The organism is Actinophytocola sp. (assembly GCF_050699935.1).
Lineage (GTDB): Bacteria > Actinomycetota > Actinomycetes > Mycobacteriales > Pseudonocardiaceae > Actinophytocola.
Genome location: NZ_JBOHGB010000030.1, coordinates 20708 through 34537 on the forward strand (window position 1 = coordinate 20708; position 13830 = coordinate 34537).

Sequence of the window (13830 nt, forward strand, 5' to 3'; positions counted from 1 at the left end):
GTGGGTTGTCCACAGGCTGTGGACGAAGCTGTGCACAGCCTGTGTGGAATTCGGTTGCGGCACAACCCGAAGCCAACGCGGCGACAACCTGCCCGTCATGTCCCGTTCACGTCGGCATGCCGTTGTTGTCCACAGTGGTGTGGACGCCTCGCGGACCTCACCCGGGCGGATGGTTCAGGCACCGGTCGAGCTGCCGTTCGAGGAAGCGGCGGGTGGGTGCGGAGGTCTGCTTGGTGAGCGCGGTCCGGTAGTAGGCCGCGGCGGTCTCCGGTTCGCCGGCCCGCAGCCAGAGCGCGCCGAGAGCGGCGGGCAGCAGGTGGTAGTCGCGTAGCGCGGGCTCGCGTTCGAGCCGTTCGAACTCGCGGTGGTCGACGTCGCCCACCATGGCAGCGGCGATCGCCCGGTTCAGCGCGGCCACGGGCGAGGGTCGCAGGACAAGCAGGTCGTCGTAGAGGGTCACGACGCGAGCCCAGTCGGTGCGCTCGACGTCCGGCGCCATGGCGTGGCAGAGCGCGATGGCGGCCTCGACGTGGAAGGCGGACCGCTCGTCGCCGGTGCACGAGGAGGCGAACGTGCGTGTCCCCTCGGCGATCATGCCCTGGTCCCAGCGCGTCCGGTCCTGGTCGGACAGCAGCAGGACGTCCCCGTCCGGATCGGTCCGGGCTCGCAGGCGGCTGCCCTGCAACAACATCAGCGCGAGCAGCGCCCGCGTTCGCGGCAGGTCGGTCCGGCGGTCCGCGCGGAGCAGCCGGCACAGCCGGATCGCCTCCCCGCACAGCTCGCCGCGGACGGCGCTGTCCCCCTCGACCGCGTCGTACCCGGCGTTGAAGAGCAGGTAGAGGACGGCCAACACACTGTCCACTCGGGACGGATCGACGTCGAGCAGGGAGTCGTTGTCCCGCAACCACCGCTTTGCCCGCACGAGCCGCTGCGCCACGGTCGCCGGCCGGGTGAGCAGCGCCGCCCCGATCTCGCCGACGCCGAGCCCGCCGACGGTCCGCAGCGTGAGCACCACTTGCGAGGCGACGGGCAGTCCCGGATGGCAGCAGAGGAACATGAGCGCGAGCTCGTCGTCGGTGCCGGGTTCGTCCATCCGCTCGGGCGGGAGCAGCAGCGGCAACCGCGCCCGCACGACGTCGTCGTGCCGGACCCGGTCGAGCGCGCTGTTCCGCGCGACCTGGAAGAGCCACCCGGCGGGGTTGTCCGGCACGCCCGAGTACGGCCAGCGTTGTAGGGCGCGCAGCAGCGCCTCCTGCACGGCCTCCTCGGCGACGTCGAGCCGCGCCGGCCCGAGCACCCGCGCGAGCGTGGCCACGATCCGGCCGGCGCTGTGCCGGAACAGCTGCTCGACGAGCTGCCGGGACCGCCCGGCCTCCGGGCCCGCGCCGCCGGCCGACCGCTCGCTCGCCGGGGCCTCCCGCGCGCCGGAGTCGGCGGCGGGAGATCCTCCGGCGTTCGGCATCAGGGCTCGCACCCCTGCTCGCCGATCTTGCGGACCTCGATGGAGCCGAAGTCCAGGTGCGGGTGGCTGGAGAAGATCTTCTCCGCCTCGTCGAGGTCCGTCGCTTCGACGGTGATGAAGCCGCCGAGAATCTCCGTCCCCTCCACGAACGGGCCGTCGGTGACGTCGAGCCCGCCGCCGCCCCGCCGCACCACACGTCCCCGGAAGGACAGCCCGCCGCCGTCCGGCGGGTTGCCGGCCTTCTCGAGGTCCTCGCTCCACCGGATGTACCGCTCCAGCGTGCGCTGCGCCTCGTCCGGGCTCAGGTGGCTCTGCGCGTCCTCGGTCCCCCGAAGGAACCCGACGAAGTTGGCCATGTCATCCTCCTCGCTGTCGTGACTGAGACCTAGACGGCCACCCCGACAGAAAATCGACACTCCAAGAAGACTTGCCCACAACCCGCCGACTTGTCCACAAGTCGATCTTGAACCCCCCACCCGTCAGCCCCCACCACTAGACTGGCGTGGTGGGGTGGCCCCCGGAGAGGGTGGGGGCCGCCATCCACGGGCGGTGGGGGCCGCGAGGGTAGGGCGGACGCGTGGGGTAGGTGTTTTCCCAGGTCGGCGGGTTGTCGGGGTTGGGCGGGTAACGTGAGCGCCGTGGCTGAGGAAGTGAGCAGATTTCCCGTCGCCGAGGTGGCCGAGCTGCCCGGTGATCTCCGGGAGCGGGTGGGTGCCGTCGCGGAGAAGTCCGGGTTCGTGCCGAACGTCTTCCGAGCGCTCGCCCACCGGCCCGCCGAGTTGCGTGCGTTCATGGATTACCACGACGCGGTCATGGAACGCGACTCCGGACTCAGCAAGGCCGAGCGCGAGCTCGTCGTCGTCGCCACCTCCGGCGCTAACAGCTGCACCTACTGCGTCGTCGCGCACGGGGCGATCCTGCGCATCCGCGCCAAGGACGCCCAGATCGCCGACCGCGTCGCCGCCAACCCGTGGACCGTCGAGCTCACCGATCGCGAGCGGGCGATCGTCGACCTGGCCCTCGCGCTCGCCGTCGACCCCGCCACGTTCAACTCCGACGACCTCGACGCGGCCCGCGACGCCGGCCTCACCGAGGAGGAGATCTGGGACGTCGGCGCGATCACCGCGCTCTTCGCGCTCTCCAACCGGATCGCGCACCTCACCGCCCTGCGGCCCAACGACGAGTTCTACCTGATGGGCCGGTTGCCGCGCGGTTGAGCGGAATCCGCGACGAATCACAGCTCCAGCCGCCAGGTCTGCCCGGTCAGCCGGTGCCCGAACCGATCGGCCGTGTCCTCCTCGACCAGCTCGAACCCGGCACGCTGGTAGATCCGCCGGGCCGGCGCCAGCACCGACACCGTCCACAGCTCCATCGCCCGGTACCCGGCCGCCCGTGCGAACCGGACACACTCGTCGACCAGAACCGTGCCCACACCGGCCCCCCGCACGCTCGGCTCCACGTGCAGCAACCGCAGCTTCGCGGTCTCGTCGTCCTTGCGGACACAGAAGATCGCGCCGGCACGCTCTCCGTGCAGCTCCGCGATCCACGCCGCCTCGCGCTTCGGGTCGTGTTCGTCCAGGAAGCCCGCGACGATCCGCGCGACGAGTGCCTCGTACGAGGAGTCCCAGCCGTGCTCCTGCGCGTACAGTGCGCCGTTGCGCTCGATGACCCAGCCGTAGTCGCCGGCCTCGGGCGTGCGTAGCCGCACGTCAGGTCCTGCCCCCGCGTTGGTCAGCCGCGTGCGGATCATGTCCATCGCGTCGACCAGGCGCCGCTGCTCGTCGTCGGTGAGGTCGGCCAGGAGCGCCCGGATCTGCGCGGCCGACTTGGTGTCGAGCACGCGGAACGTGTCCCGCCCCTTGTTGGTCAGACGGATCAGCTGGCGCCGCGCGTCCGATGTGGACCGCTCCCGCCGGACCAGCCCGCTCTCCTCGAACCGGCCGAGCAGCCGGCTCAGGTATCCGGCGTCGAGCCCGATCACCCGCCGCAGCTCCGCGACCTCGGTCTCGTCCCGCTGCCCCAGCTCGAACAGAACCCTTGCTTCGGTCAATGAATATGGTGTGCTGAGCAGGTGACCGTTGAGCGCACCGAGGAACTTGGTGTAGCTACGGTTGAACGCGCGAACGGTTGCGATGCGATCTACCGGTACTTCGGTGGCCATCAGAGGTGCCTCGTTTCCCGTGAAACAATTACTTGACCAAGGCAAGCGTATGTCTCACAGGGCGTGGAATGCCAGTGCCGCCGCCCCGGCCAGCCCGGCCTGCGTCCCGAGCTCGGCAGGGTACTCGGGCTCGGCGAGCGCGAGATCGAGGTGCGCGCGGACGAGGTCGAACCCGGCGAGCCGGCGGGCGCCGCGGTGCGTGCTTGGAAGTCGAGCTCGTCCCAGGCGATCGTGTACGCGGCCTGCGTGTTCCACCAGACGGGGTCGTAGTGGAAGTGGCTGACCATGTGCATGGTCCACCCCGGCTCGGCGACGACGAGCTCGAAGTCCACCTCGAACCGGTCCGCCCCGCGGGCCACGACGGCACGGGTGGGCAACGTCGTCCCGGGTGCGGCGCCGTGGGTGTCCACCGCGACCTCGACCCCGGCCTGCCCCGTGACGGCGAGGTCGACGGGCTCCGGCGTGTCGACGCCCGCGCCCTCGACGTGCACCCGGGCCGACCCCGATCCGGTGAAAGACACCCGAACAACCTGAAGCGGTGCGTCGACCGTCCCGACGAACAACTCGGTCGACTCCGCGGACACTGCAGCCATGTCTGGCACTGTGCTTGGTTGATCACCTCCGCACAACCCAACCTCGTCGTGATTCGATCACCGGCAGAAGTGGAGGCGCGGTGCGCCGGGGCGTGCGGTTTCGGTGGTGAGCGGGCTGCCGGAAGGCCAGGCGCCGACATGTGGAAACCCCGCAGTGCTGCCAGGTCGGGGGTCCGCCAGCACTACGGGGTCAACACGTTCATCGTGGGCCGTACCCAGGGTGTTACACGGCCACGGAGAAGTTTCTGCGACTTATCGGATGGACTGCCGCTGCGCGACCGCGATGATCTCCTCACGCATGGCCGGCGTCTTGGCCTCAGCGAGCGCGCGGTTCACCGCCCGGCGGTTGCGGGACTCGACGCGGCGGGCGCGGAGCTTGGCGGTGATGTTCATGGTTTTCGGTACTCCCCTCGATGACTTCGCTGGTTCCTCCAGCTACTGACCATTATGCCGATTCCATCGCTGGAAGTCGCGTGATTCATCGGTGAACCGCAACACATGCCGGGGATTCCCCGGTGTCATGATGATCAGACAGGACGCATGGATGGGCGGAGGCGAGGTCGATGCAGGAGTATCTAGGCGTCTAGTGATCTTGCTAGACGGCCGGAGATTGTGGCAGAGGACGCTAGTCGTCCATGTTCAGCAGGTACCGGCCGAAGTGCGGCACGGTGAACGCGATCCGGCCTCGCTCGGCCGAGTAGATGAGGCCCTTCTTGATCAGCGAGTCCCGCGCGGGCGACAACGACGACGGCTTGCGGCTCAGGTGCGACGCGATGTCCGCGGTCGCCGCGCCCTCGTCGGTCTTGCCCTTCGTCAGCTCGGCTATCGCACGCAGGTACTCCCGCTCGGCCGGGGTCGCGCGCTCGTAGCGGGAGCCGAAGAAGCCCACCGCGAGCTCCGACTCCGCCTCCGGTGCCGCGACGCCCACGTCCTCCACGGTGATCGGGTCGCTCGGCGCCGCGTCCCAGGCCGCCTTGCCATACGCCTGGATGAAGTACGGGTACCCGCCCGCCGCGTCGTACAGCGCGTCGAGGGCCTCGTCGGTGATGCTCGCGTCCTCGCGCGAGACCGGGGCCAGCACCGCGCGGTCGGCGTCGGTCCGGTCGAGCCGGTCGATGCGCACGTACCGGAACAGCCGCTCCGAGTACGACTTCGACGCGGACAGCACGGCCGGCAGGTGCGGCAGCCCGGCGCCGACCACCACGAACGGCGCGCTCGACTGGGACAGCTCGTGGCACGCGGCGCACAGCGCGGACACGTCGTCGGCGACGACATCCTGCATCTCGTCGATCAGCAGCGCCACGCCCGTTCCGACGTCCTGCGCCAGCTCGGCCACGTCCGTGAACAGCTCGACCAGGTCGATCTCGATGTCCCCGGAGTCGGCCCGCCCCTGCGTCGGCGGCACGTCGATGCCGGGCTGCCAGCGGTCGCGCATCTTGGAGTCGCTGGGATTCGCCCGCAGCGCGAACGCCTTGAGCACGCCGAGCACGTGCTCGACCCGGTCCGGCGCGCGGTGGCGCACGGCGAGATCCCGCACGGCCCGGTGCAGCGCGGCGGACAGCGGCCGGCGCAACCCGGCGTCCGGCCGCGCCTCGATCTTGCCGGCACCCCAGCCGCGGCGCACCGCCATCGAGCGCAGCTCGCCCAGCAGCACGGTCTTGCCCACGCCGCGCAGACCGGTCAGCACCAGGCTGCGCTCGGGCCGCCCGCGCGCGACCCGCTCGAGCACGACGTCGAACGCGGCGACCTCCTTCTCCCGGCCGGCGAGCTCGGGAGGGCGCTGCCCCGCTCCGGGGGCGAACGGATTGCGCACCGGGTCCACGATCGCACCGTATCCGGGTTTCTAGCGCGAGCCCGATATTGCGCCAGAAACACCTACGGCGTGTCGCCCGCGCCGGGACAAGCCACCGGACACCCCCGAACCAACCGCCCCCAAATCCCGCCCGCAATCGCCCACCCAGACGCGAACCACGCATCCCCGTGGATGGCGGCCCCCACCCTCTCCGGGGGCCACCCCACCACGCCAGTCTACTGGCGGGGGCTGACGAAATTGGTGGTCACGGGTGTTCTGTGGACAGTGGGCCGCGTTGTGGACAACGTCGGCGGCTATGCGGCCTCCAGGATCGCGGTGACACCCTGGCCGCCCGCGGCGCAGATGGAGATCAGGCCCCGGCCCGATCCCTTCTCCGCCAACAGTTTGGCCAGGGTGGCGACGATCCGCCCGCCGGTCGCGGCGAACGGGTGGCCCGCCGCGAGCGAGGACCCGTTGACGTTCAGGCGGGAGCGGTCGACCGGACCCAGCGGCTCGTCCATGCCCAGCCGCTCCTTCGCGAAGTCCACGCTCTCCCACGCCGCCAGCGTGGCCAGCACCTGCGAGGCGAACGCCTCGTGCATCTCGTAGAAGTCGAAGTCCTGCAACGACAACCCGGCCCGCGCGAGCATCCGTGGCACCGCGTACGCCGGCGCCATCAGCAGACCCTCGCGGCCGTGCACGTAGTCCACCGCCGCCGTCTGCGAGTGCGTCAGGTACGCGAGCACGGGCAACCGCCGCGCGGCCGCCCACTCCTCCGTCGCCAGCAGCACGGTCGACGCGCCGTCGGTCAGCGGCGTGGAGTTGCCGGCGGTCATCGTGGCGTCCTTGCCGCCGAACACCGGCTTGAGCTTCGCTAGCTTGTCGGCCGCCGAGTCCGGCCGCAGGTTCGCGTCGCGGGTCAGACCGAGGTAGGGCGTCAGCAGGTCGCCGAAGAAGCCGCGCTCGTAGGCCGCCGCGAGCTTCTGGTGCGAGGCGGCGGCCAGCTCGTCCTGCGCCTCTCGGCCGACGCCCCACTCGACGGCGGTGATCGCGGCGTGCTCGCCCATCGACAGTCCCGTGCGCGGCTCGGCGTTGCGCGGGATGTCCGGCACGATCTGCGTCGGCCGGATCTTCGCGAGCGCGCGCAGCCGCGCGCCGATGCCGCGGGCCCGGTTGAGCTCCAGAAAGATCTGCCGCAGGTCCTCGTTCACTCCGAGTGGCGCGTCGCTCGTGGTGTCCACGCCGCCGGCGACGCCCGAGTCGAGCTGGCCCAGCGCGATCTTGTTCGCCACCTGGAACACCGCCTGCAGACCGGTGCCGCACGCCTGTTGCACGTCGTTGGCCGGCGTCTGCGGAGACAGCTTCGAGCCGAGCACGCTCTCCCGCGCGAGGTTGAAGTCCCGGCTGTGCTTGAGCACCGCGCCCGCCGCGACCTCGCCGAGCCGCTCGTCCTGCAGACCGAACCGGCTCACGAGACCATCGAGGGTGGCGGTGAACATGTCCTGGTTGGAGGCGGTGGCGTACTGACCGTTGGACCGCGCGAACGGGATCCGGTTGCCCCCGACGATCGCGACCCTGCGCACCTGCGCCATGTGTCCCACTCCCGTACTCGACTTGTCCCGGCTGGCAATCCTAACCTACTCACGAGTAGGCTCGGCGTCGAATGGGCCCCGAACCGGAAACGGAGCATCATGACCGACCGGTACCAGCAGTTTGCTCGCTCCGGTCTCGGCCGGCAGATCGTTCGCCGGCTGGGCCTGCCGAACCCGACCCCGCTGCGCCGCTACCGGCCCGGCGAACCGGCGCTGGGCGGTCCGGCGCTGGTCGGCGCGGCCGAGGGCGGACGGCTCGCCGACACCGTGCACGCCGTACTCAAGTCGGCCGGGATCGAGGCGCTGACCGAACCGGTGACCGAGCCGTCGACCCAGGCCGAGGGCGAACGCCCAGCCACCTCGGCGAAGCACGCGGCGCTCGTCTTCGACGCCACCGGCATCGACCGGCCGGAGCGGCTGCGGGAGCTGTACGACTTCTTCCGGCCGGTGATCCGCACCGTTGGCACGTGCGGCCGGGTGGTCGTGCTCGGCACGCCGCCGGAGTCGGCCGGCGGCCGCGCGGCGATCGCGCAGCGCGCGCTGGAGGGCTTCACCCGCTCGGTCGGCAAGGAGCTCAAGCGCGGCGCCACGGTCGGGCTGGTCTACGTCACGCCGGGCGCGGAGGCGGGCGTCGAGTCGACGCTGCGGTTCCTGCTGTCGGCGAAGTCCGCCTACGTCGACGCGCAGGTGATCCGGGTCGGCACGTTCGACGCGCCCGTCGTGGAACCGGACGACTGGGCGCGGCCGCTCGCCGGCAAGGTCGCGCTGGTGACCGGTGCGTCCCGGGGCATCGGTGCGTCGATCGCGGACGTGCTGGCCCGCGACGGCGCCCACGTCGTGGCGCTCGACATCCCGGCCCAGGGCGACGAGCTGTCCGCCGTGGCCAACCGGGTCCGCGGCACCGCATTGCAGCTGGACGTCACCGCCGCCGACGCCCCGGCGCGGCTCGTCGAGCACCTGACCGATCGGCACGGTGGGGTCGACGTCCTCGTGCACAACGCCGGCATCACCCGGGACAAGACGCTGGGCAGGATGAAGGAGCAGGCCTGGGACGCCGTGCTGGCGGTCAACCTGGCGAGCCAGCTGGCGATCAACGACGCGCTCCTCGAGGCGAACGTCCTGCGGGAGGGCGGCAGGATCATCGGGGTCTCGTCGATCGCGGGCATCGCCGGGAACGTCGGCCAGACCAACTACGCCACGAGCAAAGCCGGCGTCATCGGCATGGTCCGCACCTACGCCCCGGTGCTCGCCGAGCGCGGGGCGACGATCAACGCGGTGGCGCCCGGGTTCATCGAGACGAGGATGACCGCGGCCGTCCCACTGTTCCTCCGCGAGGCCGGCCGGCGGATGAACTCCCTGTCCCAGGGCGGCCTGCCGGTCGACGTGGCGGAGACGATCGCCTGGTACGCGAACCCCGGGTCGGCCGCGGTCAACGGCAACGTCGTGCGCGTGTGCGGCCAGAGCCTGCTGGGGGCCTGACATGGCGATCACCCGGCTGTCGAGCCCGCCGAACCTCGCGACGCTGTACCCGAAGGCCGTGCTGTCGGGGTTGCGGCACAAGGGCGGCGAGCTGCCGGACACCGCGTACGCACTCACCGGCGTGCGGGTCGACCCCGCGCGTCTCGCGGCCTACAACCGGGTCTGCGGGTTCCGGCTCGGTGACGAGCTGCCGGCCACCTACCCGCACCTGCTGACGTTTCCCTTGCAGGTCAAGCTGATGGCCGCCGGCGACTTCCCGTTCCCGCTGGCCGGCTCGGTGCACGTGGCGAACCGGATCACGCTGACCCGCCCGCTGCTGCTCGGCGACGAGCTGGAGCTGCGCGTGCGGGTGGCGAACCTGCGGGACCATCCGCGCGGCAAGCAGTTCGACATGATCTCCGAGGCGCTCGTCGGCGGTGCGGGAGGCGGTGAGGTCGTGTGGACCGACGTGTCGACCTACCTGCGCCGCGGCGGTGGCTCCGGCTCGTCCGGGCCCCGAGAGCGGCGGGAACCGCCCACGCCGACGGCGATCTGGCGGGTTCCGGCGGACATCGGCCGGCGCTACGGCGAGGTGTCCGGCGACCGCAACCCGATCCACCTGCACCAGCTGACCGCGAAGATGTTCGGCTACCCGCGGGCGATCGCGCACGGCATGTGGACCAAGGCGCGCTGCCTGGCCGCGTTCGAGGGCCGGCTGCCGGACGCGTACACGGTCGACGTCCGGTTCAAGACACCCGTGCCGCTGCCGGCGCGGGTCGGCTTCGCGGCCGGTCCGGACGACTCGGGCGGGTGGCGGTTCGAGCTCTTCGGCGCGCGCGGCGGAAAGCCGCACCTGGAGGGGACGATCTCGTAGCCGGTCCGTGGCCCGGTTTTGTCGGTGGCCACGGCTAGCGTCCGCGGCATGAACCGAACGGACCGGTTGTACGCCATCGTCGAGGACCTCCGGGCGGTCGCGCCGCGGCGGCGCTCGGCGCGCTGTCTGGCGGAGCGGTACGAGGTCAGCGTGCGCACCATCGAGCGCGACATCGGCGCGCTGCAGCAGGCCGGCGTGCCGATCTACGCGGACCTGGGCCGCCGCGGCGGGTACACGCTCGACCCGGCGATGACCTTGCCACCACTGAACTTCACGCCCGCCGAGGCGGTCGCGGTGTCGGTCGCCTTACGCGGCGCGGCCGGCTCGCCGTTCGCCCGCGAGGCACGCGGCGCGCTGCACAAGATCATGGCCGCCATGCCCGCACGGCACGCGTCGGCGGCGCACGACCTGGCCGAACGCGTGCGGTTCCTCGCGTCTCCGGACGCGAGCGAGCCGGAGGGCATCCCGCTGGTCATCGAGGACGCGGTCGCCGCGAAGCGGGTACTGCGCATCGACTACGTGGACAAGAACGGCATGCCGACCGAGCGTGCGGTCGAGCCGGTGATGTTCCTCGCCGGCGTGCACGGCTGGTACCTCGTCGCCTGGTGCCGATTACGTGACGACCTGCGTGCGTTCCGGGTCGACCGCATCGTCACCTTCCGCGACACCGGCGAACCCGCGCCCGCGCGGCCCGCCGAGTCGGTCGCCGTCCGGCTGCCGGGCCACGTGACACGAGCCGCCGCATTCGCCTGAAACACCGACAGGGTGCTGTCGCGAAGCCCTCCGATCCTTGTGTCACCAACGATCACCCATGACAGGGAGGCAGCGATGACACACGGAACGGTCGGCTGGGTGCAGGTGGACACCGACGACCCCGAGGGCGCCAAGCGGTTCTACGGCGAGCTGTTCGACTGGACGTTCGCGGCGGACCCGAACGGCGGCGGCAAGTACCACCTGGCCACCCGGTCCGGCGCGGACGGGCCGCACGGCGGGATCGCCGACACCGAGGGCAACTCGCCGGGTCGCGCGATCTTCCTCGTGATCGTGTCGGACGTCGTCGCCGCGGTCGCGGAGGCGGAGCGGCTGGGCGGCAAGGTCGTCACGCCGCCGACCACCACGCCGACGGGGCTGACGTTCGCGGACCTGCAGGACCCGTCCGGCAACCACTTCGGGGTGTTCAAGCCCCCGGCCTAGTCGGCGGGGTGCCAGACGTTGCCCTCGACGAGGCCGCCGAAGCCCATCCAGGCGAGATTCATCAGCCGGGAGGCGACGACCTTGCTGGGCACGTCGGGATGATCGAGCCACCAGTCGGCGAGGGACTCGGCGGCACCGACCAGCGCGGCGGCGAGGGCCTCGGTGGCGTTGTCGTCGAGGCCCCGCTTCGCGGCCACGCGGGCGAGCAGCGTGTGGACCAGGTTGATCGCCTGGTCACGCATGGCGAGGACCTCCTCGCTGAACGGTCCGCCCTGGGAGATCGCTTGGCGGTGCAGGACCTGCCAGCTCTCCCGCTGCTCGCCGACGAAGTCGAAGAACGCGCGCAGGCCGTGCCAGAGCTGCATGTCCGGCGGCAGCTCGAGGCGGACGCCGCGGGTCACGGCGTCGAGCAGGTTGGCCGCCTCGCGGTGCATGCACGCGGCGAAGAGGTCTTCCTTGGAGCCGAGGTAGGCGTAGATCATCGGCTTGGAGACGCCCGCGACGTCGGAGATCTCGTCCATCGAGGCGCTGTGGTAGCCGCGCTCGGAGAACACCCGGACCGCGGCGTCGAGGATCTGCCGTTCACGCACCTCGCGGGGTAGGCGCTTGACCCGCCGCCGCTCTCCTACCGTCACTGGCCCTCCTGAATGCTCCCCGGCTCAGGGTACCTACCAATACGTAGGTTTACCGGTGAGTAGACAATTGGCCATGCGATTCAGGCGGAAGGCACGGCCCGCGCCGGTCCGGGAGACGGCCGCGCCTGGTGTGGACATCGACGCGTTCGCGCGGGCGGTGGATCCGCAGCGCCTCGACGAGGCGCAGTTCGTGCAGCTCGTCGACGTGCTCGACATGCTGGGCCGCGCCGGCACCGGCATCGAGCTGGCGGGGATGCGCACGGATACGTTCGTCTGGTTCGTCTCCCGGGCGTCGACCGCGCAGCTGGAGCACCTCATGGCGCACGGCCACCTGCGGCACGTGGTGTTCGGCGAGATCTTCCGCCGGATGAGCGCGCACGTCGACCCGGTCCGCGCGGCCGACCTGCACGCGGTGGTCCACTGGCGCTTCACCGGCGGCAGCGGCGACGGTGGTTACGACAGGTTCCAGACGATGATCGAGTCCGGCGAAGCCACCTCCGGCCGCCACCCGACCGCCGACGCCCGGGTCACGCTGACCCTCTCCCCGGTGGACTTCCTCCGCGCCGTCACGGGCACCGTCAACGTGGCCCTGCTCTTCATGCGCGGCAAGGTCAAGGTCCGCGGCGACCTCGCCTTCGCCGCCGGTCTGATCAACTACTTCGACCTGCCCAAACCCTGAGAAAGGGGAGTGCCGCGCAGCGGGCGGCACTCCCCTGGCGATCAGTAGGTGATCGCCATGGCCGGGTCGGCAAGGATGGCGCCCACGTCCGCCAGGAACCGGGAGCCCTGCTGGCCGTCGACCACGCGGTGGTCGAAGCTCAGCGACAGCTGGCACGCCTTGCGCGGCACGATCTGACCGTCCACGACCCACGGCATGTCCCGGATCGCGCCGAGCGCCAGGATCGCGGACTCGCCCGGGTTGATGATCGGCGTGCCGGTGTCCACGCCGAACACGCCGACATTGGTAATGGTGATCGTGCCGCCCAGCATGTCCGCGGGCGGTGTCTTGCCGTCTCGGGCGGTCACGGTCAGCGTGTCGATCGCCTCGGCCAGCTCACGCAGGGACATCCGGTCGGCGTCGCGGACCTTGGGCACCACCAGGCCGCGGGGGGTCGCCGCCGCGATGCCCAGGTGCACGTAGTCCTTGTAGACGATCTCCTCGCCGTCCCACGTCGCGTTCACGTCCGGGGTCCGTTTCGCCGCCAGGCACACGGCCTTCGCGGCGAACGTCAGCGGGGTGACCTTCACGTCGCGCAACGTCGGGTGCTCCTTGAGCCGCGCACGCAGCTCCATCATCGGCGTCACGTCGACGGTCAGGAACTCCGTGACGTGCGGCGCGGTGAACGCCGACTCGACCATGGCCCGCGCGGTCATCTTGCGCACGCCCTTGACCGGAACCCGCCGCTCGCGAGCGGCGGGTTCCACAGTGGACAGTTCAGGCGCGGGGGCGGCCGCCCGCTCGACGTCCTCACGCGTGATCACGCCGTTGTCGCCGGACCCGGTCAGCGTGCGCAGGTCGATGCCCAGGTCCTTGGCCAGCTTGCGGACCGGCGGCTTCGCCAGCGGCACCAGGCCGCGCGTCTCCAGCAGCGCGGCCGGTGTGTCCGGCACGACCAGTGCGGGCGGCTCCGGGGCCGCCTGCGGGGCCTGCGCCGCGGCGGCCGGCGCGGCCACGGATGCCTTGCGCGGGCGACGTTTCGCGGTCGTCGTCTTCGGGCCGTAGCCGACGAGCATGGCGTTCTGGCCGTTCTGCTCGGCGGCGGCCGGCGCGGCCGTCGTCGCGGTCTCGGGAGCCGCGGTCTCGGGAGCGGCCTTGCCACCGGGGTCGACGTCGATGGTCACGATCGGGCTGCCCACGTTGACCGTCTCGCCGGCCCGCGCGTGCAGCTCGGTGACGACCCCGGCCCACGGGCAGGGCAGCTCCACGGCCGCCTTGGCCGTCTCGATCTCGACGATGATCTGGTTGACCGCGACCTCGTCGCCCGGCTTGACGTGCCAGGCCAGGATCTCGGCGTCGACCAGACCCTCGGCCGTGTCGGGCAGGGGGAAGACCTTGAAGTCAGGCATGC

General features: G+C 71.3%; 15 protein-coding genes. 6 read left to right on the forward strand and 9 right to left on the reverse strand.

Annotated elements, in window-relative coordinates:
* Positions 1-157 precede the first annotated feature (157 nt).
* Positions 158-1462, reverse strand: a complete 1305-nt coding sequence (locus tag ACRDTB_RS13065; RefSeq protein WP_431430422.1) for an RNA polymerase sigma factor — start codon at positions 1460-1462, stop codon at positions 158-160.
* The gene (locus tag ACRDTB_RS13070; protein WP_431430423.1) at positions 1462-1818 is read right to left on the reverse strand and encodes a YciI family protein; all 357 of its coding nucleotides are present in this window, start codon (positions 1816-1818) and stop codon (positions 1462-1464) included. Before ACRDTB_RS13070 ends, ACRDTB_RS13065 begins: the two co-directional genes overlap by 1 nt.
* Positions 1819-2100: 282 nt before the next feature.
* Here ACRDTB_RS13070 and ACRDTB_RS13075 point away from each other — a divergent pair, with 282 nt between their 5' ends.
* Entirely contained in the window at positions 2101-2679 is a 579-nt protein-coding gene (locus tag ACRDTB_RS13075; protein WP_431430424.1) for a peroxidase-related enzyme, read from the forward strand.
* Positions 2680-2696: 17 nt separating this feature from the next.
* On the opposite strand, the gene ACRDTB_RS13080 is transcribed toward ACRDTB_RS13075, so the two are convergent.
* The 5 genes from ACRDTB_RS13080 to ACRDTB_RS13100 form a co-directional block, all read right to left on the reverse strand.
* Positions 2697-3623, reverse strand: coding sequence for a bifunctional helix-turn-helix transcriptional regulator/GNAT family N-acetyltransferase (locus ACRDTB_RS13080; protein WP_431430425.1), 927 nt, complete (start codon positions 3621-3623; stop codon positions 2697-2699).
* The gene (locus ACRDTB_RS13085; RefSeq protein WP_431430426.1) at positions 3623-4216 is read right to left on the reverse strand and encodes a hypothetical protein; all 594 of its coding nucleotides are present in this window, start codon (positions 4214-4216) and stop codon (positions 3623-3625) included. The genes ACRDTB_RS13080 and ACRDTB_RS13085 overlap by 1 nt, the downstream gene beginning before the upstream one ends.
* A gap of 252 nt (positions 4217-4468) precedes the next feature.
* Entirely contained in the window at positions 4469-4609 is a 141-nt protein-coding gene (locus ACRDTB_RS13090) for a hypothetical protein (protein WP_431430427.1), read from the reverse strand.
* Between the two features lie 232 nt (positions 4610-4841).
* Positions 4842-6038 carry an AAA family ATPase gene (locus tag ACRDTB_RS13095; protein ID WP_431430428.1) on the reverse strand — a complete coding sequence of 399 codons (1197 nt, stop codon included), beginning with the start codon at positions 6036-6038 and terminating at the stop codon, positions 4842-4844.
* Between the two features lie 284 nt (positions 6039-6322).
* Positions 6323-7600 (reverse strand): acetyl-CoA C-acetyltransferase, encoded by a 1278-nt coding sequence (locus tag ACRDTB_RS13100; protein ID WP_431430429.1) that lies wholly within the window; start codon positions 7598-7600, stop codon positions 6323-6325.
* A gap of 99 nt (positions 7601-7699) precedes the next feature.
* Here ACRDTB_RS13100 and ACRDTB_RS13105 point away from each other — a divergent pair, with 99 nt between their 5' ends.
* The 4 genes from ACRDTB_RS13105 to ACRDTB_RS13120 all read left to right on the forward strand — a co-directional run bounded on the left by ACRDTB_RS13105 (position 7700) and on the right by ACRDTB_RS13120 (position 11126).
* On the forward strand, positions 7700-9079 hold the full coding sequence (locus ACRDTB_RS13105; protein WP_431430431.1) for a 3-oxoacyl-ACP reductase: 1380 nt from the start codon (positions 7700-7702) through the stop codon (positions 9077-9079).
* Position 9080: 1 nt separating this feature from the next.
* On the forward strand, positions 9081-9932 hold the full coding sequence (locus ACRDTB_RS13110; protein WP_431430432.1) for a MaoC family dehydratase: 852 nt from the start codon (positions 9081-9083) through the stop codon (positions 9930-9932).
* A 48-nt stretch (positions 9933-9980) separates the two neighbouring features.
* On the forward strand, positions 9981-10685 hold the full coding sequence (locus ACRDTB_RS13115; protein ID WP_431430433.1) for a helix-turn-helix transcriptional regulator: 705 nt from the start codon (positions 9981-9983) through the stop codon (positions 10683-10685).
* A gap of 75 nt (positions 10686-10760) precedes the next feature.
* Complete coding sequence (locus tag ACRDTB_RS13120) at positions 10761-11126, forward strand: VOC family protein (RefSeq protein WP_431430434.1); 366 nt, start codon at positions 10761-10763, stop codon at positions 11124-11126.
* On the opposite strand, the gene ACRDTB_RS13125 is transcribed toward ACRDTB_RS13120, so the two are convergent.
* On the reverse strand, positions 11123-11761 hold the full coding sequence (locus ACRDTB_RS13125) for a TetR/AcrR family transcriptional regulator (protein WP_431430435.1): 639 nt from the start codon (positions 11759-11761) through the stop codon (positions 11123-11125). The genes ACRDTB_RS13120 and ACRDTB_RS13125 overlap by 4 nt on opposite strands.
* Before the next feature lie 73 nt (positions 11762-11834).
* Here ACRDTB_RS13125 and ACRDTB_RS13130 point away from each other — a divergent pair, with 73 nt between their 5' ends.
* Positions 11835-12440: an SCP2 sterol-binding domain-containing protein gene (locus ACRDTB_RS13130; protein WP_431430436.1), complete on the forward strand. Its 606-nt coding sequence runs from the start codon at positions 11835-11837 to the stop codon at positions 12438-12440.
* A gap of 41 nt (positions 12441-12481) precedes the next feature.
* Here the strand turns inward: ACRDTB_RS13130 and ACRDTB_RS13135 are convergent, their stop codons facing one another.
* Positions 12482-13828 carry a dihydrolipoamide acetyltransferase family protein gene (locus ACRDTB_RS13135; RefSeq protein ID WP_431430438.1) on the reverse strand — a complete coding sequence of 449 codons (1347 nt, stop codon included), beginning with the start codon at positions 13826-13828 and terminating at the stop codon, positions 12482-12484.
* Positions 13829-13830 lie beyond the last annotated feature (2 nt).